The sequence below is a fragment of the Limnohabitans sp. TEGF005 genome (assembly GCF_055394835.1).
On record NZ_AP029226.1, the window covers coordinates 2,903,896 to 2,927,270 of the forward strand.

The 23,375-nt window shown below is 60.2% G+C and carries 25 protein-coding genes; 14 read left to right on the forward strand and 11 right to left on the reverse strand.

What is annotated here, in order from left to right; translation table 11 throughout:
- Positions 1-199: 199 nt before the first annotated feature.
- Both ACZ5RG_RS14415 and ACZ5RG_RS14420 read right to left on the reverse strand, forming a co-directional pair.
- The gene (locus ACZ5RG_RS14415; RefSeq protein WP_464447422.1) at positions 200-1,738 is read right to left on the reverse strand and encodes a cryptochrome/photolyase family protein; all 1,539 of its coding nucleotides are present in this window, start codon (positions 1,736-1,738) and stop codon (positions 200-202) included.
- A 62-nt stretch (positions 1,739-1,800) separates the two neighbouring features.
- A complete protein-coding gene (locus ACZ5RG_RS14420) occupies positions 1,801-1,974 on the reverse strand; it encodes a DUF2256 domain-containing protein (RefSeq protein ID WP_298599890.1) in 174 nt (57 codons plus the stop codon).
- A gap of 88 nt (positions 1,975-2,062) precedes the next feature.
- Here ACZ5RG_RS14420 and ACZ5RG_RS14425 point away from each other — a divergent pair, with 88 nt between their 5' ends.
- The 9 genes from ACZ5RG_RS14425 (at position 2,063) to ACZ5RG_RS14465 (ending at position 10,095) form a co-directional block, all read left to right on the forward strand.
- A complete protein-coding gene (locus tag ACZ5RG_RS14425) occupies positions 2,063-2,680 on the forward strand; it encodes a glutathione peroxidase (protein ID WP_464447423.1) in 618 nt (205 codons plus the stop codon).
- Between the two features lie 8 nt (positions 2,681-2,688).
- A complete protein-coding gene (locus ACZ5RG_RS14430; protein ID WP_464448216.1) occupies positions 2,689-4,008 on the forward strand; it encodes an NAD(P)/FAD-dependent oxidoreductase in 1,320 nt (439 codons plus the stop codon).
- Positions 4,005-4,781 carry a DUF1365 domain-containing protein gene (locus ACZ5RG_RS14435; RefSeq protein WP_464447424.1) on the forward strand — a complete coding sequence of 259 codons (777 nt, stop codon included), beginning with the start codon at positions 4,005-4,007 and terminating at the stop codon, positions 4,779-4,781. The genes ACZ5RG_RS14430 and ACZ5RG_RS14435 overlap by 4 nt, the downstream gene beginning before the upstream one ends.
- Before the next feature lie 17 nt (positions 4,782-4,798).
- Complete coding sequence (locus ACZ5RG_RS14440; protein ID WP_298599899.1) at positions 4,799-6,073, forward strand: SAM-dependent methyltransferase; 1,275 nt, start codon at positions 4,799-4,801, stop codon at positions 6,071-6,073.
- Between the two features lie 98 nt (positions 6,074-6,171).
- Positions 6,172-6,747: a chalcone isomerase family protein gene (locus ACZ5RG_RS14445; protein ID WP_464447425.1), complete on the forward strand. Its 576-nt coding sequence runs from the start codon at positions 6,172-6,174 to the stop codon at positions 6,745-6,747.
- Positions 6,744-8,111 carry an MFS transporter gene (locus ACZ5RG_RS14450; protein WP_464447426.1) on the forward strand — a complete coding sequence of 456 codons (1,368 nt, stop codon included), beginning with the start codon at positions 6,744-6,746 and terminating at the stop codon, positions 8,109-8,111. Before ACZ5RG_RS14445 ends, ACZ5RG_RS14450 begins: the two co-directional genes overlap by 4 nt.
- A 33-nt stretch (positions 8,112-8,144) precedes the next feature.
- A complete protein-coding gene (locus ACZ5RG_RS14455) occupies positions 8,145-8,738 on the forward strand; it encodes a DUF3833 domain-containing protein (protein ID WP_464447427.1) in 594 nt (197 codons plus the stop codon).
- A gap of 131 nt (positions 8,739-8,869) precedes the next feature.
- The gene (locus tag ACZ5RG_RS14460) at positions 8,870-9,640 is read left to right on the forward strand and encodes an SDR family NAD(P)-dependent oxidoreductase (RefSeq protein WP_298599923.1); all 771 of its coding nucleotides are present in this window, start codon (positions 8,870-8,872) and stop codon (positions 9,638-9,640) included.
- 20 nt (positions 9,641-9,660) lie between these two features.
- Positions 9,661-10,095, forward strand: coding sequence for a nuclear transport factor 2 family protein (locus tag ACZ5RG_RS14465; protein ID WP_298599912.1), 435 nt, complete (start codon positions 9,661-9,663; stop codon positions 10,093-10,095).
- Between the two features lie 58 nt (positions 10,096-10,153).
- Here ACZ5RG_RS14465 and ACZ5RG_RS14470 read toward each other — a convergent pair whose 3' ends face one another.
- On the reverse strand, positions 10,154-10,768 hold the full coding sequence (locus ACZ5RG_RS14470; RefSeq protein WP_312259753.1) for a glutathione S-transferase N-terminal domain-containing protein: 615 nt from the start codon (positions 10,766-10,768) through the stop codon (positions 10,154-10,156).
- Between the two features lie 120 nt (positions 10,769-10,888).
- Between ACZ5RG_RS14470 and purB the strand changes: the two genes are divergently transcribed.
- Positions 10,889-12,289: an adenylosuccinate lyase gene (purB, locus tag ACZ5RG_RS14475; protein ID WP_019429953.1), complete on the forward strand. Its 1,401-nt coding sequence runs from the start codon at positions 10,889-10,891 to the stop codon at positions 12,287-12,289.
- 121 nt (positions 12,290-12,410) lie between these two features.
- Positions 12,411-12,971: a YaeQ family protein gene (locus ACZ5RG_RS14480; RefSeq protein ID WP_019429952.1), complete on the forward strand. Its 561-nt coding sequence runs from the start codon at positions 12,411-12,413 to the stop codon at positions 12,969-12,971.
- 71 nt (positions 12,972-13,042) lie between these two features.
- On the opposite strand, the gene ACZ5RG_RS14485 is transcribed toward ACZ5RG_RS14480, so the two are convergent.
- Positions 13,043-13,498 (reverse strand): DUF3717 domain-containing protein, encoded by a 456-nt coding sequence (locus tag ACZ5RG_RS14485; RefSeq protein ID WP_298596376.1) that lies wholly within the window; start codon positions 13,496-13,498, stop codon positions 13,043-13,045.
- 355 nt (positions 13,499-13,853) lie between these two features.
- Here ACZ5RG_RS14485 and ACZ5RG_RS14490 point away from each other — a divergent pair, with 355 nt between their 5' ends.
- Positions 13,854-14,537 (forward strand): TerC family protein, encoded by a 684-nt coding sequence (locus ACZ5RG_RS14490; protein ID WP_298596374.1) that lies wholly within the window; start codon positions 13,854-13,856, stop codon positions 14,535-14,537.
- A gap of 4 nt (positions 14,538-14,541) precedes the next feature.
- On the opposite strand, the gene ACZ5RG_RS14495 is transcribed toward ACZ5RG_RS14490, so the two are convergent.
- Positions 14,542-16,041: a M48 family metalloprotease gene (locus ACZ5RG_RS14495; protein WP_464448217.1), complete on the reverse strand. Its 1,500-nt coding sequence runs from the start codon at positions 16,039-16,041 to the stop codon at positions 14,542-14,544.
- Between the two features lie 121 nt (positions 16,042-16,162).
- Here ACZ5RG_RS14495 and moaC point away from each other — a divergent pair, with 121 nt between their 5' ends.
- Positions 16,163-16,654, forward strand: a complete 492-nt coding sequence (moaC, locus tag ACZ5RG_RS14500; protein WP_312259756.1) for a cyclic pyranopterin monophosphate synthase MoaC — start codon at positions 16,163-16,165, stop codon at positions 16,652-16,654.
- 29 nt (positions 16,655-16,683) lie between these two features.
- On the opposite strand, the gene ACZ5RG_RS14505 is transcribed toward moaC, so the two are convergent.
- The 5 genes from ACZ5RG_RS14505 to sucC all read right to left on the reverse strand — a co-directional run bounded on the left by ACZ5RG_RS14505 (position 16,684) and on the right by sucC (position 21,777).
- Positions 16,684-18,162 (reverse strand): PglL family O-oligosaccharyltransferase, encoded by a 1,479-nt coding sequence (locus ACZ5RG_RS14505; RefSeq protein WP_464447428.1) that lies wholly within the window; start codon positions 18,160-18,162, stop codon positions 16,684-16,686.
- Between the two features lie 60 nt (positions 18,163-18,222).
- Positions 18,223-18,705, reverse strand: a complete 483-nt coding sequence (locus ACZ5RG_RS14510) for a pilin (RefSeq protein ID WP_298602764.1) — start codon at positions 18,703-18,705, stop codon at positions 18,223-18,225.
- Positions 18,706-18,781: 76 nt separating this feature from the next.
- The gene (locus ACZ5RG_RS14515) at positions 18,782-19,468 is read right to left on the reverse strand and encodes a TerC family protein (protein WP_464447429.1); all 687 of its coding nucleotides are present in this window, start codon (positions 19,466-19,468) and stop codon (positions 18,782-18,784) included.
- A gap of 198 nt (positions 19,469-19,666) precedes the next feature.
- Positions 19,667-20,563 (reverse strand): succinate--CoA ligase subunit alpha, encoded by an 897-nt coding sequence (gene sucD, locus ACZ5RG_RS14520; RefSeq protein ID WP_019429941.1) that lies wholly within the window; start codon positions 20,561-20,563, stop codon positions 19,667-19,669.
- Between the two features lie 53 nt (positions 20,564-20,616).
- The gene (gene sucC / locus ACZ5RG_RS14525; RefSeq protein ID WP_298602756.1) at positions 20,617-21,777 is read right to left on the reverse strand and encodes an ADP-forming succinate--CoA ligase subunit beta; all 1,161 of its coding nucleotides are present in this window, start codon (positions 21,775-21,777) and stop codon (positions 20,617-20,619) included.
- A gap of 186 nt (positions 21,778-21,963) precedes the next feature.
- Between sucC and argC the strand changes: the two genes are divergently transcribed.
- A complete protein-coding gene (gene argC, locus ACZ5RG_RS14530; protein ID WP_298602753.1) occupies positions 21,964-22,887 on the forward strand; it encodes an N-acetyl-gamma-glutamyl-phosphate reductase in 924 nt (307 codons plus the stop codon).
- A 24-nt stretch (positions 22,888-22,911) separates the two neighbouring features.
- Here argC and recX read toward each other — a convergent pair whose 3' ends face one another.
- On the reverse strand, positions 22,912-23,367 hold the full coding sequence (gene recX, locus ACZ5RG_RS14535) for a recombination regulator RecX (protein WP_298602750.1): 456 nt from the start codon (positions 23,365-23,367) through the stop codon (positions 22,912-22,914).
- Positions 23,368-23,375 lie beyond the last annotated feature (8 nt).

The window sequence follows — 23,375 nt, forward strand, 5'->3', positions numbered from 1 at the left end:
GCAAAGACGATCGAAACCCCTTGCGTCATCCCCGCGAAAGCGGGGATCCATGCCCTCCATGACCGTCATCCTCGCGAACGCGGGGATCCATGCCTGCGACGACCATGGATTCCCGCCTTCGCGGGAATGACAAATGAAGAAACGGGTTTGACAAATGAAGAAGCTGGAATGACAGATGAGCGGGAATGACGAGCCCGTTTCAAACCGCCTCTAGTCCCTCTCGCGTGGCCTCGGCCTGCGCGCGAATCTGCAACTTGTTCTCTTCGTTCATCTTGCCCACATGCTTGACCATGAGCGCGGTGCGGGGGTTGCCTGAAAAGTCCTTTTCATGGCGGATCAAAAAATCCCAGTACAGCGTGGTCATGGGGCAGGCGGTGGGTCCGGTGCGCACATCGGGCTGGTAGCGGCAGCCTTTGCAGTAGTTGCTCATGCGGCTGATGTACTGGCCGCTGGCCACATAGGGTTTGCTGGTGAAACGCCCGCCGTTGGCGTGCAGCGCCATGCCCAGCGTGTTGGGTGTTTCCACCCATTCCACCGCGTCCACATACATGGCGCGGTACCAGGCGCTGACCTGCTGCGGTGACAGTCCGGCCAGCACCGCAAATTGCCCGGTGACCATGAGCCGCTGGATGTGGTGCGCGTAGCCGTGTTGCAGGGTTTGGCCGATGGTGGCTTGCATGCAGGCCATGTGCGTGTCGCCCGTCCAATACCAATGCGGCAGGTCGCGCGTGTGGCCGTAGTGGTTGGCGTCGGCCATGTGTGGCATGTCGAGCCAGTACACGCCGCGAATGAACTCGCGCCAGCCCAGCACCTGGCGAATGAAGCCTTCCACGCTGGCCAGTGGCAGGCCGCGTGCGTGATAAGCCTGTTCGGCGGCGGTGATCACTTCGCGTGGGTTCAACAAATGCAGGTTCAGGCTGCTGCCCACCAATGCGTGCCAGCCAAAAGGCAGCGTGGTCCACATGGCGTCTTGCCAGGCCCCAAAATTTTCAAGGCGTTGGTCGATGAAGTGTTGCAGCGCCACCAAGGCATCTTCACGGGTCACGGGCCAGGCAAAGTGGTCCAGCGTGCCGGGGTGCCCTGCAAAGCGTTGGCGCACCACCGCGATCACGTCTTGCGTGACGCGGTCGGGGGCAAAGCGGGCCGGCGGTGGCACCGTGCCGGGGCCTTTGGCGCCAAAGCCTTTTCGGTTCTCGGCATCAAAATTCCATTGGCCCCCGATCGGCTCTTTGCCCTCCATCAGCACGCCATGGCGTTTGCGCATCTCGCGGTAAAAGAACTCCATGCGCAGCTCTTTTTTGTCGCCGGCCCAACGGGCAAACTCGGCGCGGCTGCACATGAAATGGGTGTCGCCCACCCAGCGCAGCAGCACCTGGGCTTGTTCGGCCGCTGCTTCGATCAGACTGTCCATGCGCCAAGCCCCGGTTTCCATCACCACCAGGGCCTTGGGTGTGTGGCTTTGCAGCGCATCGATCAGCCGTCCGGCGAAGTCGGCGGGCAAGTTGTCGTCGTCCAGCCGCAGGTAGGTACAGGGCCAGCGGCGGCGGTGCGCCTCGTTGGCAAAGTGGCGCATGCCCGACAAAAACAGCGCGATGCGGGCCTGGTGGTTCCAGACCTCGTCCGCTTCGCTGTCGGCCTCGATCATCAAAAGCCGGTCTTGCGCTGGGTCAAAGTTTTCAAAAGCCGGGTTGTCCCAGCCCAGCTGGTCGCCCAGCACCAAAATCAGGTGGCGTGTCATGCGGTGTCTTTTTGTGGAATGGCGCGGCAGCTTGAGCCGCTCGTGTTTCAGCTGGTGACGCCTCAGGCCTTGGCTGGGGCCGTGCCTTTGGCGGCGCGGCAGCGGTCGCTGCAATACAGCACGCTGTCCCAGTTCTTGGCCCAGCTTTTGCGCCAGCTCATGGCGCGGCCACACACCGCGCAGGGTTTTTGCGGTAAATCCTGTTTGTTCCCTTTAAAACCGGAGGGTTTGGGCATGCGCTTCTCCAATGAAAACGGGGCTGGCGTGACAAGCTGTAGAAACAAGTTTAAACTAACCAGTCACAAAATAGATTTCAAAGTGCAAATGAATCACTCTTGGGTAAAACAATGGGGCGGCAGCCTGCTGATGGCCGTTTTGGCCGCTGTGCTGGGCTTGGGCCTGGACGCAGCGCAGGCCAGCCCACAAACAGCGACACAAACAGCCACAAAAACAGCGGCCTGCCCTGCCATCCTCAGCCACACCGTTGAGCGGTTGCAAGACGAAAAACCCCAGTCGCTGTGCCAATACGCTGGCAAGGTGGTGTTGGTGGTCAACACCGCCAGTTTTTGCGGTTTCACCTCGCAATACAAAGGCTTGGAGGCTTTGAACACCCAATACAAAGACCAAGGCTTGGTGGTGTTGGGCTTTCCGTCCAACGACTTTGCGCAAGAAAAAGGCAGCAACAAAGACATTGCCGATTTTTGCGAAAGCACCTTTGGTGTGAAGTTTCCGATGTTCACCAAAACCCAAGTCACGGGCGAGGGTGCTGCGCCGCTGTACAAACAATTGACCGCACAAACAGGTCAGAAGCCTCGTTGGAATTTTCACAAATACCTGATCGGCCGTGACGGCAAAGTCATTGACCAGTACAGCAGCATGACCGGCCCGGACAGCAAAACGCTGCTCTCGGCCATCGACAAAGCCCTGAAAGCCAAGCCATGAGCCGACGCATGAAACTGGCCATTGTGGGCTCGGGCATTTCAGGCCTGGCCGTGGCCTACACCCTGAAAGACCACGCCGACATCACCGTGTTCGAGGCGGGCGATTATTTTGGCGGCCACACCCACACGGTGGATGTCACGTTGCCCACGCCGCAGGGCATGGTTACGCATGGGGTGGACACGGGTTTTTTGGTGTTCAACGAACGCACCTACCCCAACCTGATCCAACTGTTTGCCGATCTCAACGTTGAGACGGCGCCGTCGGACATGTCGTTTTCGGTCAAGGTGCCGGGCGCATTGAATGGCAAAAATCTGGAGTGGAGCGGCACCGACTTGAACAGCGTGTTCGCCCAGCGGCGCAACCTGATCAACCCGCGCTTTTGGCGCATGCTGGCCGATGTGATGCGCTTCAACGCTTTGTGCACCCGCATTGCCCAAGAGCAGCGCGAAGCTCAGTTGCAGCAACCGCTGTCTGAATTTTTGCGCAGCCACAAGTTCAGCGAACCGTTTCGCGATTGGTATTTCTTGCCCATGCTGGGCTGCATCTGGAGTTGCCCGACCGACCAGATGTTGCAGTTTCCGGTGGCGACCATGATCCGCTTTTGCCACAACCACGGCCTGATTCAGGTGACGAACCGCCCGCAGTGGTTCAGCGTGGTGGGCGGTGCACGCCACTATGTCGAGAAAATTTTGGCGGGCGTGCACGACAAACGCCTGAACACGCCCGTGCGCCTGATCGAGCGCGACGCGCAGGGTGTGCGCATCGTCACCGACGGCCATGCCGAACGTTTTGACCAAGTCGTCATCGCCACCCACACCGACCAGGCACTGGGTTTGTTGCGCGAGCCCAGCACCTATGAGCGCAGCTTGTTGGGTGCGATCCGCTACCAGGACAACCGCGCTGTGCTGCACACCGACGCCAGCGTGCTGCCCGCCAACGCCAAGACCTGGGCCGCATGGAACTACGAACGCGCCGCCAGCAGCGAGCGCGAATCTTCACGGGTGTGTTTGCATTACTTGCTCAACCGCTTGCAGCGCATCCCGTTTGCGCAGCCCGTGGTGGTGTCGCTCAACCCGCTGCAAGCGATTGACCCGGCCACCATCGTGGGCGAATACGACTACGCGCACCCCGTTTTTGACGTGGCCGCCATCGAGGCGCAAAAGCGTTTGCCTTTGTTGCAAGGCCAGCAACACACCTGGTACGCCGGGGCCTGGACAGGCTATGGCTTTCACGAAGACGGCCTCAAGTCGGGCCTGCAAGTCGGGTGCGCCTTGCTCAAGCAAATCCACGAGCAAGCCCAAGTTGACCCGGACCAGTTGACCGCATGAAGCCTGCCACCGCGCTCATCGGCTGGGGCCAGGTGCGCCACACGCGCCATCGCCCGGCGCACCACGCCTTTGTTTACCCCACGGCATTTTTGATGTTGCCGATGCGCTGTTTGCAAGCAGGCCAGGGCGCCCAGGACTTGGCCATCAACCGCCGCGCTTGGTTCGCTTTCCATGACGCAGACCATGGCGATGGCCGTTCAGTCGAACAAGGCGGTGCATTGTCTTGGCTCGATGAGCTGCTGCAGCATGAAGGCATTCACGATGCCACAGGCGAGGTCTGGCTGCAGGCCTTTCCCCGCGTGCTGGGCCATGCCTTCAAGCCCGTGAGTTTTTGGTACGCGCACCGCGCCGATGGCAGCTTGGCAGCCATCGTGGCCGAGGTGAACAACACCTTTGGCGAGCGCCATTGCTACCTGCTGCCCGATCCGCAATATGGCCACACGCTGTTGGCCCACAAGGTTTTCCATGTCTCGCCCTTTTGCGACGTACAGGGCGAGTACCGCTTTCGCTTCATGCGCACGCACCACGCTGGGCAAGACCGCATCGTGGCCCGCGTGGACCACGCCGATGCCGACGGCCCCTTGATAGACACCAGCTGGAGCGGTGTGCTCGAGCCCGCCACCGCAGCCGCTTTGCGCCGCGTGATGTGGCGCTTTCCACTGCTGACTTTTGGCGTGGTGGCACGCATCCACTGGCATGCGCTGTTGCTCTGGCTGAAAAAAGTACCGTTCTGGCGCAAGCCCGAACTTCCCCGTGATTTTGTGACCCGATGAACACTGGACCCCACCGGATGCCCACCATGAAGACCGCTGACCCCGCCACTGCACAACGAGACTTGAGCGGCCCTAGCGCCCTGAGCGCCGCTGCGCAGATTTCGCACGCCAGTTTGCCCAAAGCCGCCACGCGTTTGCTGGGCCTGCTGACCCGCCTGAAAATCGGCACGCTCACCCTGCATGCGCCCGACGGCAACTTTCAGGTCTTTGGCACCCACGAAGCCCCGTTTGCGGCCTTGCACATCCACCGCTGGGACCTGTGTGCCGAGGTGCTCAAGTCGGGCGACATTGGTTTTGCCGAAGGCTATATGGCGGGCGATTGGGACACGCCCGATCTGGCCGCGTTGCTGCGCTTGTTGATCGCCAACCGCACGCAAATCGAGGGCGCTATTTATGGCCATTGGCTGGGGCGCTTGGCTTACCGCATCAAGCACCTGCTCAACCGCAACAACCGGACCAACAGCCGTAAAAACATCCACGCCCATTACGACCTGGGCAATGCGTTTTACGAGCTGTGGCTGGACGGCACGATGAACTACTCGTCGGCCTGGTTCGACGGTGACCACACGCAAGACATGGCCGCTGCGCAAAAGGCCAAAGTGCGCCGCGCTTTGCGCATGGTCAACGCGCAGCCGGGTGACCGCGTGCTGGAGATCGGCTGCGGCTGGGGTGCATTGGCCGAGTCGGCTACCACCGAGTTTGGCGCGCACATCACCGGTGTGACCTTGTCGACCGAGCAGCTGGCCTTTGCCCAAGCCCGCATGCAAGCCCATGGCGTTCAGCCCCAAGCTGACTTGCGTTTGCAGGACTACCGCGACATCAGCGACGGCCCATATGACGCGGTCTGCTCGATCGAGATGATCGAGGCGGTCGGGCAAGCGTATTGGCCCACCTACTTTCAGACGGTGTCTCGTTTGCTCAAGCCCGGTGGCCGGGCCTGTATCCAGAGCATCACCATCGACGACGCGCTGTTTGAGCGCTATGTGCACTCCACCGATTTCATCCAGCAGTACATTTTTCCGGGCGGTTGCCTGCCCAGCCCGAGCGAGTTTCGCAAGCAGGCGCAGGCCGCGGGTTTGCAGGTGGTCGATGAGCTGAACTTCGGCCCCGATTACGCCGAGACTTTGCGCCGCTGGCGCGAGGGTTTCATGGCGCAGCTTGATACGGTGCGAACGCTCAATTTTGACGAACGTTTTATCCGCTTGTGGGCGTTTTATCTGGCGTATTGCGAAGCCGCTTTTGATGAGGCCAACATCGACGTGATTCAGTTCACCCTGGTCAAACCGGGCTGATGCACATGCACTCGCGCGCGCAAACCACACCCTTTAAAGCGATGCTGCACAGGCAAGCGCTGTGGCTGCGTTGTTGTGGGTGTGCCTTTGTGTGGGCGATGGTGTCAGGTGTTGCGCAGGCGCAAGCCCCCGCCAACGTCCATGCCAACGCCAACATGGCCGAGGCCCAAGCCACCCCCTTGGGCAACCCGAATGCCCAGTACAGCCGCCCCGAAGTTGCGGCACTGCGGGGTGCCGTGCCCACAGCACCTGTGCGTTTGCGCGTCTGGGGGTTCGAGGTCTATGACGCCCGCTTGTGGACACCACTGGGTTTTCGGCACAGCCAAGCCGCGCAGTTTCCGTTTGCTCTGGAGCTGCAATACCTGCGCCGCCTCGAAGGCGCGGCCATCGCCAGCCGCTCGATTGATGAAATGCGGCGTGTGGGCCTCTTCACCGATGCACAGGCGCAAAACTGGTTGATGGCCATGCGCGAGTTTTTCCCCAACGTGAGTGCCGGGGAACGCATCACGGGCGTGAACTTGCCGGGCGAAGGGGCAGAATTTTGGGTCAATGGCCAGCGTGTGGGCGCGGTGAAAGACCCCGCCTTTGCGCGCTTGTTTTTTGGCATCTGGCTCGATGAACGCACTTCAGAGCCCAAGATGCGCGCGCAGCTGCTGCAAGGCCTGCAGCCATGAGCACAGCAAGCGCAATCGGGCATGGTGCTGCGCAGCGCCATGCCGCGGCAGCCTACGGTTTGCTGGGCTTGCCGTTGGCCTTTGTGGCCTTGCCGGTTTATGTGCATTTGCCCAATTTGTATGCCCAACAACACGGCGTACCGCTGGCGGCTTTGGGGGCGGTGCTGCTGCTCAGCCGCAGCATTGATGCCGTGGTTGACCCGTGGCTGGGTCGTTGGGGTGACCGCTTGTATCGCCATTCATGGCGTGCCGTTTGGCTGACGGCGGTGTTGTTGGCCTTGGCCGTGGCACTGGGTTTTGCTGCCTTGTTTTTTCCACCTGCAGCGACGCTGTCGCCTACAGGCTTGCTGGTCTGGGTGGCCGCAGCGCTCACCCTCAGCCACTTGGCCTACAGCGGCTTGGGCATCTTGCACCAAGCGTGGGCCGCACGCCAGGGTGGCGGTGGCGTGGCGCAGAGCCGCTGGGTCGCCTGGCGCGAAGGCTTTGCTTTGGTCGGCGTGTTGCTGGCCTCGGCTTTGCCTGCCCTTTGGGGTTGGACGTTGACGACCGCCTTGCTGGTTTTCATGCTGGCGCTGGGCTTGCTCAGCTGGCAACGCACGGCACAGCAGGCGGCCAGTTTGGCCGCAACCCCGGCAGGGCGTGTCGCCCACGCCCACGCCCACGCTCACGATCACGGTGCCCACGAAGCCACGAGCCTGTGGCAACCCTGGAAGCACGCGGGCTTTCGCCGTCTGTTGCTGGTGTTCATGCTCAATGGCTTGGCCAGTGCAGTGCCTGCCACCCTGGTGCTGTTTTTTGTGCAAGACAGCTTGCAGGCCCCCAAGGCCATGGAGCCCCTGTTTTTGGGCTTGTACTTTGCCGCTGGTGCCTTGTCTTTTCCGTTGTGGCTCAAGGTGATTGATCGCATTGGGCTGTTGCGCACTTGGGCCACTGGCATGGCCTTGTCTGTCTTGGCCTTTGTCAGCGTGGTCACGCTGGGCGCAGGCGACACCACAGGCTTTTTGGTGGTTTGCGCGGTGTCGGGGATGGCCTTGGGCGCAGACCTCACGGTGCCCGGCGCCTTGCTCAACCAGTTGATTGATCGCTGCGGTGAGCGTGGCCGCACGGACGGCGCTTTCATGGGCTGGTGGAATCTGGCCACCAAACTCAATCTGGCACTGGCAGCAGGCTTGTCCTTGCCCCTTTTGGGCTTGTGGGGCTATGCACCGGGTCAGCAGGGTGCCAATGCCGTGCTGGCGCTGGGCTTAGCCTATGGCTTGCTGCCCTGCGTGCTCAAGCTCTTGGCCGGGCTGGCTTTGTACGGGGGCTTGATGCGTCGCCCGGATTTGATTTTGGGGCCTGAAACGGCCCACCCTTCGGCATGAAGCCGCTTTGACATTCGACAACGGGAGCCCTCCATGAGCCACAACAACGCCATGATCCACCGCCGCGCCGCCTTGACCCGCCTGGCCGTTTTGCCAGCGGTAGCGGCCACACCTTTTTTGGCCAGTTGTGCCGGGCCTCAGGTGCAAAGTTATGCGCAAGAAAAGCCACAGTTGGACCTGCGCACTTACTTCAATGGCACGCTGGACGCTTGGGGCGTTTTCACCGACCGCGGTGGCCAGGTGGTCAAGCGCTTCACGGTGGTCATGACTTGCACATGGCAAGGAGACGAAGGTGTTTTGGACGAAGCCTTTGTGTACGCCGACGGGACGAAACAACGGCGCATTTGGCGGCTCAAAGCCGGGCCCAACGGCACGTACACCGGCCATGCCGATGATGTGGTGGGCGAGGCCAGGGGCCAAGTCAGCGGCAACGCGTTCCGCTGGGGCTACACGCTGGCGCTGCCGGTCGATGGCCGTGTCTGGCATGTCGACTTTGACGACTGGATGTACCTGATGGACGAGCGCGTCATGCTGAACAAAGCCACCATGAGCAAGTGGGGCGTGAAGCTGGGCGAAGTCACTTTGTCGTTCACGCGCCGCACGCCTTTGGCGGCCCAATCGGTTTGATGCGCATGAGTCCCAACACGTTAAACACAGCAGGCACGCTGACCGGCAAGGCGGGCATCGCCGCCGCTGTCCCCGCGGTGATGCCCAAAATCAACCCGCAGCCCGCACCTGCCGCCGCCGTGCGCAGCTGGCTGCAATTGAACACGCCCATCACCGATTGGCAAGGCCGTCGGGTCTGGTTGGTGGGGGCGTCTACCGGCATTGGCTTGGCTTGTGCACAGGCCCTGCGAGCGGCCGGGGCGCAGGTGGTGGTGTCGGCCCGCAACGCGCAAGGCGTGCAAGACTGGGCCGCACAAGATGCGGGTGTGCAGTGGCATGCGCTCGATGTGGGTGAGCCTTTACAAGTGCAAGCCACAGCCCGCGCTATCTTGGCTCAAGGCCCGCTTGACCTGGTGGTCTATGCCGCTGGTTATTACCAAGCGCAACGCGCCACAGCCATGGACATTGATAACTTGTTGCAGCACGACAAGGTCAACTACCAAGGTGCGTTGCAGGTCATCCATGCGGTGCTGCCCAGCATGTTGGCGCGGCAAAGCGGGCACATCAGCTTGCTCAGCAGCGTGGCGGGCTGGCGCGGCTTGCCCAACGGCTTGGCCTACGGCCCGACCAAGGCAGCACTCACCCACCTGGCCGAGACGCTTTACTTGGACCTGCAAGACCAAGGCATCGGCGTGAGCGTGGTCAACCCCGGTTTTGTGGCCACGCCGCTCACGGCGCAAAACCAGTTCACCATGCCCGCGCTCATCAGCCCTGAGCAAGCTGCACGCGAGATGCTCCAGGGCTGGGCACAAGGCCAGTTCGATATTCACTTTCCCAAACGCTTCACGCTGTGGCTCAAGCTGCTGCGTTTGTTGCCCTACCGCCTGTACTTTCCGCTGGTGCGCAAGTTCACGGGCCTGTAAGCCTGCATTGAAAGCCTCTCATGGACACCCGACAAGCCACACACCATCTGGCCACATTTTTTGAATCGTTGTCACCGCAAAGCGTGTCGCAGTTGCACACGCTTTATGACGCGCAAGCCACGTTCAAAGACCCGTTCAACGAGGTACAAGGCTTGACCGAGATCGAGCGAATTTTTCGCCACATGTACGTGGCGCTGGACCAGCCGCATTTCGTCATCACCGGACAACTGGTGGAGGGTGTGCAGGCCTTTCTGACCTGGGAATTCAAATTTCGCTTCAAGCGCTTTGACACCACCACCTTGCAAACCGTGCGCGGCGCAAGCCATGTGGTGTTCAACGAACAAGGGCTGGTGACCTTGCACCGCGATTATTGGGACGCGGCGGAAGAGCTGTACGAAAAATTGCCGGTACTGGGCGGTGTGATGCGCTGGCTCAAAAAACGGGCGAATAGCTGACCGCCATGCGCCCGTGCGAGCTTTGTACTTGTGGGCCTATGGGCCCGGCGCGGGTAGTTCAGACCGGCAAGCTGTCCACAAAGCTCTGCCGCTGCGACAGTTTGTCGTGCAGCTTGTGCAGGTTCGGGTAAGGCGTGCGCCAGTCGATTTGTGGGAACCTGAAATCGAGATAACCAACAGCACAGCCTACGGCGATGTCAGAAAGACTCAGGTGAATGCCCGAGCAAAACGCTTTCTCGCCCAGGCCATGGCTCATGGCATGCAAGGCGTGCTGGATTTTGTCCAGTTGGCGGTCAATCCAGGCTTGGCTGCGTTCGCTGTCTTTGCGGTCGGGCCAGACGGCTTCCATGCGGGCCAGCAAAGCGGCATCCAGCAGGCCATCGGCCAAGGCTTCCCAGGTTTTGACCTCGGCGCGTTCGCGGCCTCCGGTGGGAATCAGCTTGCCCACGGGTGACAAAGTGTCCAGATACTCCACGATGACGCGCGAATCGAAAACCGCCTCGCCCCCCTCCATGACCAAACAAGGCACCTTGCCAAGCGGGTTGGACGCGTGGATGTGCGTGGTGTTGGACCACACGTCTTCCGTCACAAACTGGTAATCGAGTTTTTTCTCGGCCATGACGATGCGCACCTTGCGGACATAGGGACTGGTGACGGAGCCGATGAGTTTCATGTTGGAGGGAGTCTGAACAGAATGGCTGCCGATTCTAGAGGGTTCAGTTGTGGTCACCCTGACAAGTCCCGCCGATACCCGTGGACCTGGCATGGTGGCGCTGGGAATTACAATCAAAGGATGAATTTCTCACCTATTTCCGCTCTCTCGCCGCTGGATGGCCGTTACGCCAGCAAACTCAATGCCCTGCGTCCTCTGATGAGCGAGCAAGGCTATATGCACCGCCGCGTGCAGGTCGAGATCGCTTGGTTCATCGCCTTGTCCGATGCCGGGTTTGCAGAGTTCAAGCCCTTGTCGCCAGGCGCGCGCAGTTACCTGACGGCATTGGTGAAGAACTTCTCCGAGGCCGATGCTGTGGCCATCAAAGAGTTTGAAAAGGTCACCAACCACGACGTGAAGGCTGTGGAGTACTGGATCAAGTCCAAATTCAAAGACCGCCCCGAGCTGGAGCATGTCGGTGAATTTGTGCACTTTGCCTGTACCAGCGAAGACATCAACAACACCAGCCACGCTTTGCAAATCAAGGGTGCCCGCGCTCAAGTGATCTTGCCCGGTCTGGACGGTTTGATCACCAAGCTGCGCGAGATGGCGCACACCTTTGCCGAGGTGCCCATGCTCAGCCGCACCCACGGCCAGACCGCCAGCCCCACCACCGTGGGCAAGGAAATGGCCAACGTGGTGATGCGTCTGAACGGTTGCCGCGAGAAGATCGCTGCCGTCAAGCTCATGGGCAAGATGAATGGCGCTGTGGGCAACTACAACGCGCATCTGTCGGCTTGGCCTGACTTTGATTGGGAAGCTTTTGCAAAGCGAGTGGTCGAAACCCCCGAGCTGAGCGAAACCCAAAGCAGCCAATGGGGCTTGGGCCTGACCTTTCAGCCCTACAGCATCCAGATCGAGCCGCACGATTACATGGCCGAGCTGTTCGATGCCGTGGCACGCACCAACACCATCCTGATCGATTTGTCGCGCGACATCTGGGGTTATGTGAGCCTGGGTTATTTCAAGCAGCGCTTGAAGGCCGGTGAAATCGGCTCCAGCACCATGCCGCACAAAGTCAACCCGATCGACTTTGAAAACGCCGAAGGCAATCTGGGCCTGGCCAATGCCGTGCTCAAACACCTGAGCGAAAAATTGCCCATCAGCCGCTGGCAGCGTGACCTGACCGATTCGACCGTGCTGCGCAACATGGGCGTGGGCCTGGGCTATACCGCGCTGGCCTATGCCTCGCTGATGACCGGCCTGAACAAGCTGGAGTTGAACGAAGAAGCGCTGGCCGCTGACTTGGACGCCGCCTGGGAAGTGCTGGCCGAGCCGATCCAGACCGTGATGCGCCGCTATGGCGTGCAAGGCGCTTACGAAAAGCTCAAGGAAGTCACGCGAGGCAAGACCGTCACCGCCGCCGATTTGCATGGGCTGATTCAGGGCCTGGAGATCCCGCAAGCCGACAAGGACCGTCTGCTGGCCATGACGCCGGGCAGCTACATCGGTAAGGCCGCTGAGCTGGCCCGCCGCGTCTGAAGTCGTCGTTTTAAGTTTTTGTCACCCCCGTGAAAACGGGGGTCCATGCCTGCTTCCAAGATGAACCCCCGCTTTCGCAGGGATGACATCCAACAGGTTCTCACCGTGTTCTGGACGTCCTATGGCCCTCAAATCCACCATCTACAAAGCCAACCTGTCGATCGCTGACATCGATCACAGCTGTTACGAAGACCATCAACTCACGTTGGCCCGCCACCCCAGCGAGACCGACGAGCGCATGATGATTCGCCTGCTGGCGCTGGCCATCAACGCCTACAAATTGCAGGCGGTGTGCAAGGGCGATGGCAAGCTGGCGTTTGGCGCGGGCCTGTCTGATCCGGATGACCCAGATTGCAGCTTGCGCGACTTCACGGGACGCACGCGCGTGTGGATCGAAGTCGGCCAGCCCGAAGATAAGCCCATCATGAAAGCCTGCCAAAAGGCCGATGAAGTGCTGTTGTATTGCTTCAACCACGCGGCTGAAGTTTGGTGGAAGGGCATCGAGACCAAGCTCACCCGCCTGGACAAGCTGCAGGTTTGGCGTGTGCCGACCGAGGGCTCACAAGAGCTGGCCAAACTGGCCGAGCGCAGCATGCAATTGCAAGCCACGGTGCAAGAAGGTTCTGTCACCTTCAGCAGCGACAAAGGCAGCGTGCACATTGAGTTGATCCGCTGGAAGTAAAACCGGCCGCGTGCTGGCCACGCGGTCCATTAGGGTGCTCTGCCTTGGCAGGTCGGAGCCGAGGTTGCGACCTACAAATCCAGCTTGGTTTGGGCTTCTGCGGCAGCCTTGGCCCATTGCCGTTCTTCGGCGGCCCGTTCGGCATATCTGTTGAAGCGCCACGAGGTGCCATCGGCTGTGATGCGCTGCCAGATGCCGCGTTTCTCGCCGGGGGTCAGTTCAATCCACAGCTGCACTTCTTCAAAACTGCGGCCACAGCCTTTGCAGGTTTCGTCGCCCTGGCTGGTTGAGCAAATGGCGATGCAAGGGGTGTCGGGTGTGGTGACGTACCAGTCTTGCCAGGCTTCGGCTGCAGCCAAGGGCAGCGTGAATTCATCAGCCAGCTCGTGCTTGTAATAGACCATCAGTGCGTACACCTCGGCCAAGGCACGCAGCTCGCGCGGCAGCGAGACCCCATCGGGTGAGGGGTTCTTGACGCGCCAGTGGTTGATGGCGGCTTCGATGTCGGTGATGTGGATTCCGGCCATGGTGTGTGTTGAGCAGGACGGCGATCATAGCGCCTTCACTGTCACCAAATGGGCTTGAACCGAACATTCAATGCCCCCAGACTTTTCAGGGTGAAACCAAAACAAGGTTTAATTTACCCCTGAAGGGGAGTAGCTCCCTGTCGCCGAGGTCTGCAAATGGACCCGGTTTTGATAAGCCGTCAATACGTTGCGCAAGCTTCCGGTTTATCAGGCACAAGCCCCGCTTGCTGCTGAGCAAGACCTTCGATCCAAGCCTGCCAAAGGTGGGTTGATCTTGCTGCGCACGGCACGTCTGCTGTCTGCACACTTCCGACTTATCCCAAGCAGGTTCATGACATTTGAACCGGAGTCTTTCATGGAATTTTTATCGGCACCTTGGTGGTCGGCATTGCTGGCTATTATTTTGATTGATTTGGTATTGGCGGGTGACAACGCCATCGTCATTGCCTTGGCCGCTCGCAGCCTGCCTGCCGACCTGCAAAAGAAAGCCATTTTTTGGGGCACCGTGGGGGCCATTGCCGTGCGCGGCGTGATGACCATTGGCGTGGTCTGGCTCTTGCAAATTCCCGGCCTCATGCTGGCCGGTGGTTTGGGCTTGCTGTGGGTGGCCTATAAATTGTTGGCCGACACGGGCCAGGACGATGACCACGGCCCTGTCGTCAGTACCTTTTGGGGTGCCATGAAAACCATCGTGGTGGCCGATGCGCTGATGGGCGTGGACAACGTGTTGGGCGTGGCCGGTGCCGCACACGGTGCGTGGGACCTGGTGATCATTGGCTTGTTGATCAGCGTGCCGATTGTGGTGTTCGGCAGCTCTGTGGTGCTCAAGCTGGTGGAGCGGTTTCCGATCATCATTCAGTTGGGTGCCGCCGTGCTGGCTTTCACTGCTGCCAAGATGGTGGTGACTGAGCCGTTGCTCGACAGCTTCTTTGACGCACCTTCGCAGGCCGTTTGGCGCTGGGCCACTTATGTGGTGGCTGTTGTGGCGGTCTTGGGTGCGGGTTGGTTGACCAGTCGAAAGGCGACCACCAACGCTTGACGGGTCAGCGCTCGGTCTGCGACTCTCGCACCAGCGTTTGCACCTGCCGCAGCCGGGTGTCCACAATCGAGGCTTCGATGTGGTCACCGGCTTGCAAGCGGTTGTTTTTGGCCCAGTCTTGTGCGGCCCTAAAACGGTCAACAGCACCGGCCCAATCCATGCGGGCCATTTGGGCTTCGCCCTCGGCGCGCAGCGCAGGCAGAGTCTGGCCTTGCAGCGCCAACATGCGGCTCAGGGTGTTCCAGGCTTGCGCATCGTGTGGCGCTTGTGTGACTTGCTCGCGCAATTGTTGCGTGATGCTGTTGCGTGCCGGGTGCGTTGGCAGCCGCAGCAAAGCCTCGGCTGTGGCCATCAATTCCGGGCGTTGCAGCGGCTGGTTGTTGTTCAAGGTGTCCAGCACTTGCAAGGCCTGGCCAAAACGTTCTTGCTTGGCAGCCACCTCGGCTTGAAGCAACGTCACCAGACGCTTGGCCTCAGGTGTGCTGGCTGTCAACGCGGACAGGGCTTGCAACTGACGTTCGGCGGCGGCCGTGTCTCTGAGCTGCAGGTGCGCCAGTGTGGCGGCGTACAACGCCCCGGCTTTTTGAGCGGGTGTGGCCTGTGCTGAAGTGGCCTTGCTGTCCTGTGTCCAGGCCTTGAGCGCTTCTACGCTGTTTTGCGACATCACTTTGGCCCGAGCGGCCAGCATGGCCTGCGTCAGGTCGGTGGGCGTGCGTGAAGGCGCATTGCTCAGCTGCAAACGCGCCTGCATGTCGGCGATGCGCTCGGTGGTCAAGGGGTGGCTGCGCAGGTAGGGATATGCGCCGCTGTCGTTCACGCCTGCGGCCTGTTGCAGTTTGGCAAACATGCCCACAAAACCCTGCGGGTCATAACCGGCATCGGTCAGCACGCCGTAGCCCACCCGATCGGCCTCGCGCTCCATGTCGCGCGAATAGCTCAGCTGCGACTGGATGGCGGCAGCCTGTCCGCCCACGATCAGGCCTTGCGCCGCTTGGGGATTTTTGCTGATCGCGATGGCCCCCAAAATCATCGAGCCAATCACCCACGGCGTCATTTTGGACTGCTCGTCCATGGACCGTGCAATGTGGCGTTGCGTGACGTGGCTCAACTCGTGCGCCAGCACAGAGGCCAGTTCGTCGTTGGAGCCGACCACCGCGACCAAGCCCAAATGCACACCCAGATAGCCGCCGGGCAAAGCAAACGCGTTCACCGACCGATCACGGCCCAGCAAAATGCGCCAGGCAAAACGCGCTTGCAAATCGGGCGACAGCTCGCCACGGGCGGCTGCTGCTTTGACCAACGGTGCCCACAGCCGCTGAATGTACTCATCCAGAACCGGGTCTTCCAGATAATCCGGGTCGCGGTACAGCTCGCGCGCGATGCGGTCACCCAATTTGCGCTCGGCGCTGAGTGAAATGCCTTCGCTGTTGCCCAAGGACGGCAAAGCGTTGGTCTGGGTCCAGCCAGGTTGCAAGCCCAAGGTCCCCAGCAGCAAGACCAGCATCAGTTTGGAAGGGCGGAAGGTGTTTTTCAAGGTGATCGACGTCCGTGGATTGACCGGTTGGTGGCCGTATGATGCGCCATTCTTGTCAACCTTTTGTAAATGGTTTTAACCCATCACAGCCATGACCCACTCTACCGATGTCTTGACCCATTTCGACGCCCAAGGCCAGGCCCACATGGTGGATGTGGGCAGCAAATCCAGCACGCGCCGCATCGCGGTGGCCACTGGCCGAATCGACATGATGCCCGCCACGCTGGCGCTGATCCAATCGGGCACCGCCAAGAAAGGTGACGTGTTGGGCATCGCCCGCATCGCCGGCATCCAGGGCGCCAAAAAAACCAGCGACCTCATTCCCCTGTGCCACCCCATCGGCTTGACCCGTGTGGCGGTGGAGTTTGAGGTGCTGAGCGCAGACAACGCGGTGGTTTGCACCGCCACCGCCGAAACCATCGGCCAAACCGGCGTGGAAATGGAAGCCCTGACCGCCGTGCAGGTGGCCCTGCTGACGATTTACGACATGTGCAAGGCCGTGGACCGGGGCATGACCATGAACGGCGTGACCTTGCTGGAAAAGCACGGGGGCAAAAGCGGGAGTTTTGTGGCGGGGCAGTGACCGCCACATGGGCTTGGGCCCCACGTCTATCAATGCCCAGGCAGCGGCTCTGACGGGAACGCCGCACGCCACCGGGCCGAGTGCAGGTCCACCAAATCCTGCCTGCCCAGCCTGTGGGCACTCAAAATCAGTTGGCGTACCACTTGGGGCTCTGGTGAGTAGTGCAGCATCTCTTGGCTGGCGGCCAGCACCCATGGCGCGTTTTCGGGGGTGATGCGGGTCATGGTCAGCTCGGCAAAAACGGCGGACCGTTTGAAAAACCAGCTGCTGTGCGCTGCGCCCAGCGGGTCGTCACGCCACACCGGCCAACGCTGAGCGGCGGGCATGTAAATCTGCCTGGCGCGGGCGTAGTCAGCGCCCACCAGACAGACGACCGCCAAAATCACGCCACCTGCCAGTTGCAAGCCGCGCGATGGAGCCGCCTTGAAACCCGATGCGGGGGCCAGCAACAACACCCCGCACAGCAACACCGCCATCTGGAAGGGGCCGTACCAAAGCGGAAACTCCAGCAGGCTGTGCAGACCGATCACGGCCAACACCGACCAAGCCAATTGGTGTTCGGGCAAACGGCTCAACCAAGGGCGTGCCCAAGCCCATGTGGCCAGAAAAACCAAGCCCAATGCGGCGGTGATCGGGAAGCCCAGCGTGACCGCCAGGTGCAAGGGTAGGTTGTGGGCATTGCCCAAAATGGCACAGAACCTTTTCTCAGGGCCGCCTTCGTAGGCCGTGATGTAGTGGGCGTATTTGAGTTCGCCCCAGCCCCAACCCGTCCAGGGTTGCTGGCTGATCAATTCCAGCACATTGGCCCACAGCACCCGTCGGCTGGCGCAACCTTCGTTGTGGCCCATCCGCGTCAAAGCGTCGATGACGTCTTGACCAGACAGAATGCTCAAGCTCCAAGGCAATGCCCAGTTGGCCAGCAGGTACACCGCCAAGGCCCAAAAGGCCAGGCGTGGCGAAAAGCGCGGGGTGTTCCAGCGGCTGCGCCAGGCCCAGAAAACGGCCAAGCTGGTGACCAGCAGCATGTGCAACAAGCCCGTACGCGATGTTGTGGCGGCATTGCCAACGGCCAGCAGGGTCAGCATCCACAGTGCATGACGGGTTTTGAGCCCAAGGGCCTGCCACCACAGCACCGCCAGCACACCGATGCCCAGCAGCGTGGCGAGCTGGTTGCGTTGGCGCAAATTGGCATTGGCTTCGCCCAAGCCGGGCACATGCAGCCAGGCGCTGAAGGCTGACGCCGCGCCGAAGTACTGGATCAGGCCCATCACGCTGCTGATCAATGCAGCGACAACCCATGCGCGTGCGATGTCCAGGGGCTGCATGCGTTGGCCCCACACCAACAGCAGGCCGATGCAGGCCCAGCTGACCAGCAATGGCACCGTATTGGCTTGCGGCGAGGGTGACCATGGCGCTATCCAAGGCAGAACCATCCATGCGCCCATGAGCCAACCCGGAAGCGAAGACGCTCCCTTGAAAGCGCTTTGGTGTGTTTGGCTCAACAACATGCGGTCATCACCATGAAAAACGCCCTGGATGAGCAGGGCGTTGAAATGTGCAGTGAACGTTCAGGACGCTTTGCATGAAGCGGGCAGGTACTTGAGCGGCAAGCCATTGCTGCTGGCAGGGCCGCAGCGCCAGCCCGAGATGGTTTTGCCGCCATCGGTGCTGCCGTTGATGGGCGTGTCGCCAGTTTGCAAAGGCGTCAGTGCGATGGCATTGGCCGATGCGCTGGTGCTGCCGCGCAAGGCTTCGTGCTTGCCCACCACGGTGATGATGCCATTGCCATCCACAGTCACGCTGGCCACGTATTTGCTGTCTTGGCTTTCGCAAACCTTGGGCAAAGCCGCAGACACGTTGGCATCGGAGGATGAGCTGACGGCCTCACTGACCGCAGTCTTGCAACTGTTGGTGGCCAGCAGCATCTCCGAGGCCTTGGCCCTTATGGCGTAGTCTTGGTAAGCAGGCAGCGCCAACGCACCCAGAATGCCGATGACCGCGATCACGATCATCAGCTCGATCAATGTCAAACCGTGTTGGTTTTTTTTCATGGTTTCCCCCTGGTGAATGGCCTTCGGTGGTAATTCAATCGCCAGACAAACTCCACCATGGATGCGCCCAGACAGATCACTCAGCCGATGGTTCAGGTTTCTTGGCAGAGGCCATCTTGCCGATGCCCAGAACCAAAGCAGCGCCCAGTGCCGGTGCTGCATAGTGCAACCAGCCATTGGTTTCAACGATGGATTTGAGTGCGACGTCGCTGACGATGGTTTCTCCTCCAACCCAACCGATCAGGCCGGCGCCGAACCAGATGATGATCGGGAAGCGGTCCATCAACTTGATCATGAGTTGGCTGCCAAAAATGACCAAAGGAATGCTGATGGCTAAGCCGAGAATCAACAAGGTCATGCTGCCCTTGGCGGCGGCTGCCACCGCGATCACATTGTCCAGACTCATCACGAGGTCGGCGATCAGGATGGTGCGAATGGCGACCCACAAACCGGCTTTTCCGCTGTCGCCTTCGTCGCCTTCGTCTTCACCGTGCAGCAGTTGTGTGCCAACCCAGAGCAACAAAAGGCCGCCCACAATTTGCAGGTAGGACAGTTCCAGCAGTTTGGCCGCGACTACGGTAAGGCCAATCCGCAGCACCACGGCGGCACCTGAGCCAAACATGATGGCCTTTTTCTGTTGTTCTGCAGGCAGCGAACGTGCAGCCAGTGCGATCACGACCGCGTTGTCGCCTGACAAGATGATGTTGATCCAGATGATCTTGATTAAACCGATCCAGAATTCGGGGTTTTGCAGCAATTCCATTGTTGTTCTCCGTCGATATAAAAAGCCAAAGCGCTGGCAACCTGCGTTGACAGCGCTTTGAAATGCAGGTGCCAGAGTTTAACGGGCGGTATCCTGCAACGGCGTGCGTAATTGCCCTTATGGCCAGACCTCAAGAGGCCCTGCCGGGGTTTGTCTTGATCAGTTGGGGGCAGAGCCGAAGATCTGTCCCCAAAGTCATTACTTCAGCTGAGCTTTGAGCAATTTGCCCAGTTCAGAGGGGTTGCGTGTGACGATGAAGCCGCACTCTTCCATGATGGCCAGCTTGGCATCGGCCGTGTCGGCACCGCCAGAGATCAAAGCACCAGCATGGCCCATGCGCTTGCCGGGAGGGGCAGTCACACCGGCGATGAAGCCAACCACTGGCTTCTTCATGTTGGCTTTGCACCACATGGCGGCTTCGGCTTCGTCTGGACCGCCGATTTCACCAATCATGATGACGGCATCGGTGTCTGGATCGTCGTTGAAAGCGCGCATCACGTCGATGTGCTTCAAGCCGTTGATCGGGTCGCCACCGATACCAACGGCGCTGGACTGGCCCAGGCCCACTTCGGTCAACATCGCCACGGCTTCATAGGTCAAAGTGCCCGAACGGGACACCACGCCAATGCGGCCTTTGCGGTGGATGTGACCGGGCATGATGCCGATCTTGATTTCGTCAGGGGTGATGAGACCGGGGCAGTTGGGGCCCAGGAGCAAGGTTTTCTTGCCGCCAGCGGCTTCCTTGGCCTTCATCTTGTTGCGCACTTCGAGCATGTCACGCACTGGAATGCCTTCGGTGATGCAGATCGCCAAATCCAGGTCGGCTTCAACAGCTTCCCAGATGGCTGCAGCTGCGCCGGCTGGTGGCACGTAGATCACGGACACGGTCGCGCCAGTTTGCGTGGCGGCTTCTTTGACCGATGCGTAGATTGGGATGTTGAAGATGGACTCGCCAGCCTTCTTGGGGTTCACGCCAGCCACGAAGCAGTTTTTACCGTTCGCGTATTCCTGGCACTTTTCAGTGTGGAATTGACCGGTTTTGCCAGTGATGCCCTGGGTGATGACTTTGGTGTCTTTGTTGATGTAAATGGACATGTTTGTTCCTAATCAGTTGCGGACGGCGCGTTCAGCACCGTCCAGCAAAGTCATTACTTAACGGCTGCGACGATGGCTGTCGCGGCTTCGGCCATGGTGTCGGCAGAGATGATCGGCAGACCGGATTCGGCCAGCATTTTCTTGCCCAGCTCGTCGTTGGTGCCCTTCATGCGCACGACCAATGGCACGGACAGGTTCACGGCCTTGCAAGCGGTGATCACGCCAGTGGCGATGGTGTCGCATTTCATGATGCCGCCAAAGATGTTGACCAAGATGCCTTTGACATTCTTGTTGGCCAGCATGATCTTGAAGGCTTCGGTGACTTTTTCGGCCGTTGCGCCGCCGCCCACGTCCAAGAAGTTGGCTGGCTCGCCGCCGAACAACTTGATGGTGTCCATGGTGGCCATGGCCAAGCCAGCGCCGTTGACCAAGCAACCGATGTTGCCGTCCAGGCTGATGTAAGCCAGGTCGAACTTGGAAGCTTCCACTTCAGCTGGATCTTCTTCGTCCAAGTCGCGGTAAGCCACGATTTCGGGGTGACGGAACAAAGCGTTGGCATCGAAGTTGAACTTCGCGTCCAAAGCCATCACGTTGCCTTTGCTGTCGCGGTTCAGTGGGTTGATTTCGACCAACGAAGCGTCGGTTTCCATGTAGCACTGGTACAGCTTCTTGAAGATGTCCACAGCTTGGGCGGTGGAGTCAGCAGGCATGCCGATGGCGTCTGCAATCTTCTTGGCTTGTGCGTCGCCCAGACCGGTCAAGGGATCGATGAACTCGGTGATGATCTTCTCGGGAGTGGCGTGCGCCACTTCTTCGATGTCCATGCCGCCTTCGCTGGAAGCGATGAAAGCGATCTTTTGTGTCGCACGGTCGGTGACCACGGACACGTAATATTCTTTGTTGATGTCAGCGCCGTCTTCGATATAGAGGCGGCGGACTTTTTGGCCTTCTGGGCCGGTCTGGTGGGTCTTGAGCTGCATGCCCAGGATTTCGCCGGAAATGCGCTTGACGTCTTCGATGGTTTTAGCAACCTTGACGCCGCCGCCTTTGCCACGGCCACCCGCGTGGATCTGGGCTTTGACCACCCAAACCGGGCCGCCGAGTTTTTGAGCGGCTTCAACCGCCTCTTGAACGGTGAACGCCGGGATGCCACGTGGAACTGGCACACCGAATTGACGCAAGATTTCCTTGCCTTGGTACTCGTGAATCTTCATGAGGTCTTCTCTCAGAGGGGTGGAAATTCGACAGGTCCGCCGGGGTGCCTGAATCAATTTAGGCCCGCCAGCAGGCTCTGGACACTGCAGCGTGCGACTGTATCATGCTGCAATGCACCAATCCTGAGCCTTGCGTCTTACATTGACATGACGCTGGAAGCTGGAATTCTTGAGAAAGTATGAGCCATGGCCAAAATATTCATCGACGGCGAAGCGGGAACGACCGGTTTGCAGATTCGCGAGCGTCTGGCGCTGATGCCCCAGATCGACGTGCTGAGCATTGACCCAGCTCGCCGCAAAGACCCTGAAGCCAAGCGCGAGCTGATGGCCACCGCCGACTTGGTGGTGCTGTGCCTGCACGACGACGCGGCCATTGAATCGGTGGCCATGATCGACAGCCTGCCCGGACGCAAGCCGCGCATTGTGGATGCCTCGACCGCGCACCGTTGCCACCCCGATTGGGTGTTTGGCTTCCCGGAGCTGGCGGCTGACCAGTTGGCCGCCGTGCGACAGGCCGAGCGCGTGGCCAACCCCGGTTGCTATGCCACGGGCGCGATTGCCATCTTGCGGCCTTTGATCGACGCCGGCTTGTTGCCGGTCGATTTTCCGGTCTGTCTGCCATCGGTCAGCGGATATTCTGGCGGTGGCCGCAGCATGATCGAAGATTACGAAGCGGGCAAAGCCCCCTTGTTTGAGTTGTACGGCCTGGGCCTGCAGCACAAACACATCCCAGAAATCATGCGGTATTCGGGACTGACTTGCCGCCCTTTGTTTGTGCCGTCAGTGGGCAACTTCCGTCAGGGCATGTTGGTGCAACTGCCCTTGCATCTGGACAGCTTGCCCGGCAAGCCCACCGGGGCCGATCTTCAAGCCGCCTTGGGTGCGCACTATGCGGCCAGTCAGGCCGCGGGCGGCTGGGTGCGTGTAGAGCCTGCGACCGACAACCTGAAGCTGGATGCCTTGGCGCTGAACGACACCAATCAACTTGAAATCCGTGTTTTTGCGAACGAGGCCCATCGTCAGGCTGTGGTCATTGCCCGCTTGGACAACTTGGGCAAGGGCGCCAGCGGCGCTGCGGTGCAAAACATCCAGTTGATGCTGGGCTTGTGACGGGCGATTTTCAAGGCGTGTGATTCAGTCGTCGTCTGCGCCTTGCACGATTTTGCGCACCACCTCGGCATTGAAACCACGGGTCATCAAAAAGCGAATTTGTTTGCCCCGTTCGTTCGGGTCGGCTGCAGGGCGGTCAAATTTTTTGCGCCAAACGGCCTGTGCGCGGCTGAACTCGGTTTCTCGGAGCCCTTCTAGTGCGACAGCCACAGCCTCGCCTGACAAACCTTTGGCCGCCAGCTCTTGCTTGACGCGTGCGGCCCCCAGCTTGCCAGAGCGGCGGTGCACCACCGACTCAATCACCCTGCCCTCGTTGATGAAGTCCCGCGCTTGCAGCTCATCAAGCGCTTTGGCCAGCTCGCCAGGCACCTCTTCGTGCGGTGCCAGTTTGCGTTGCAGCTCGGCGCGGGAGTGCTCGCGCTGGCTCAAAAGGCGCAATGCGCGCCCCTTGAGCGAGGGTTGAAAGCCGGGCTTGTTCATGCGAGGCT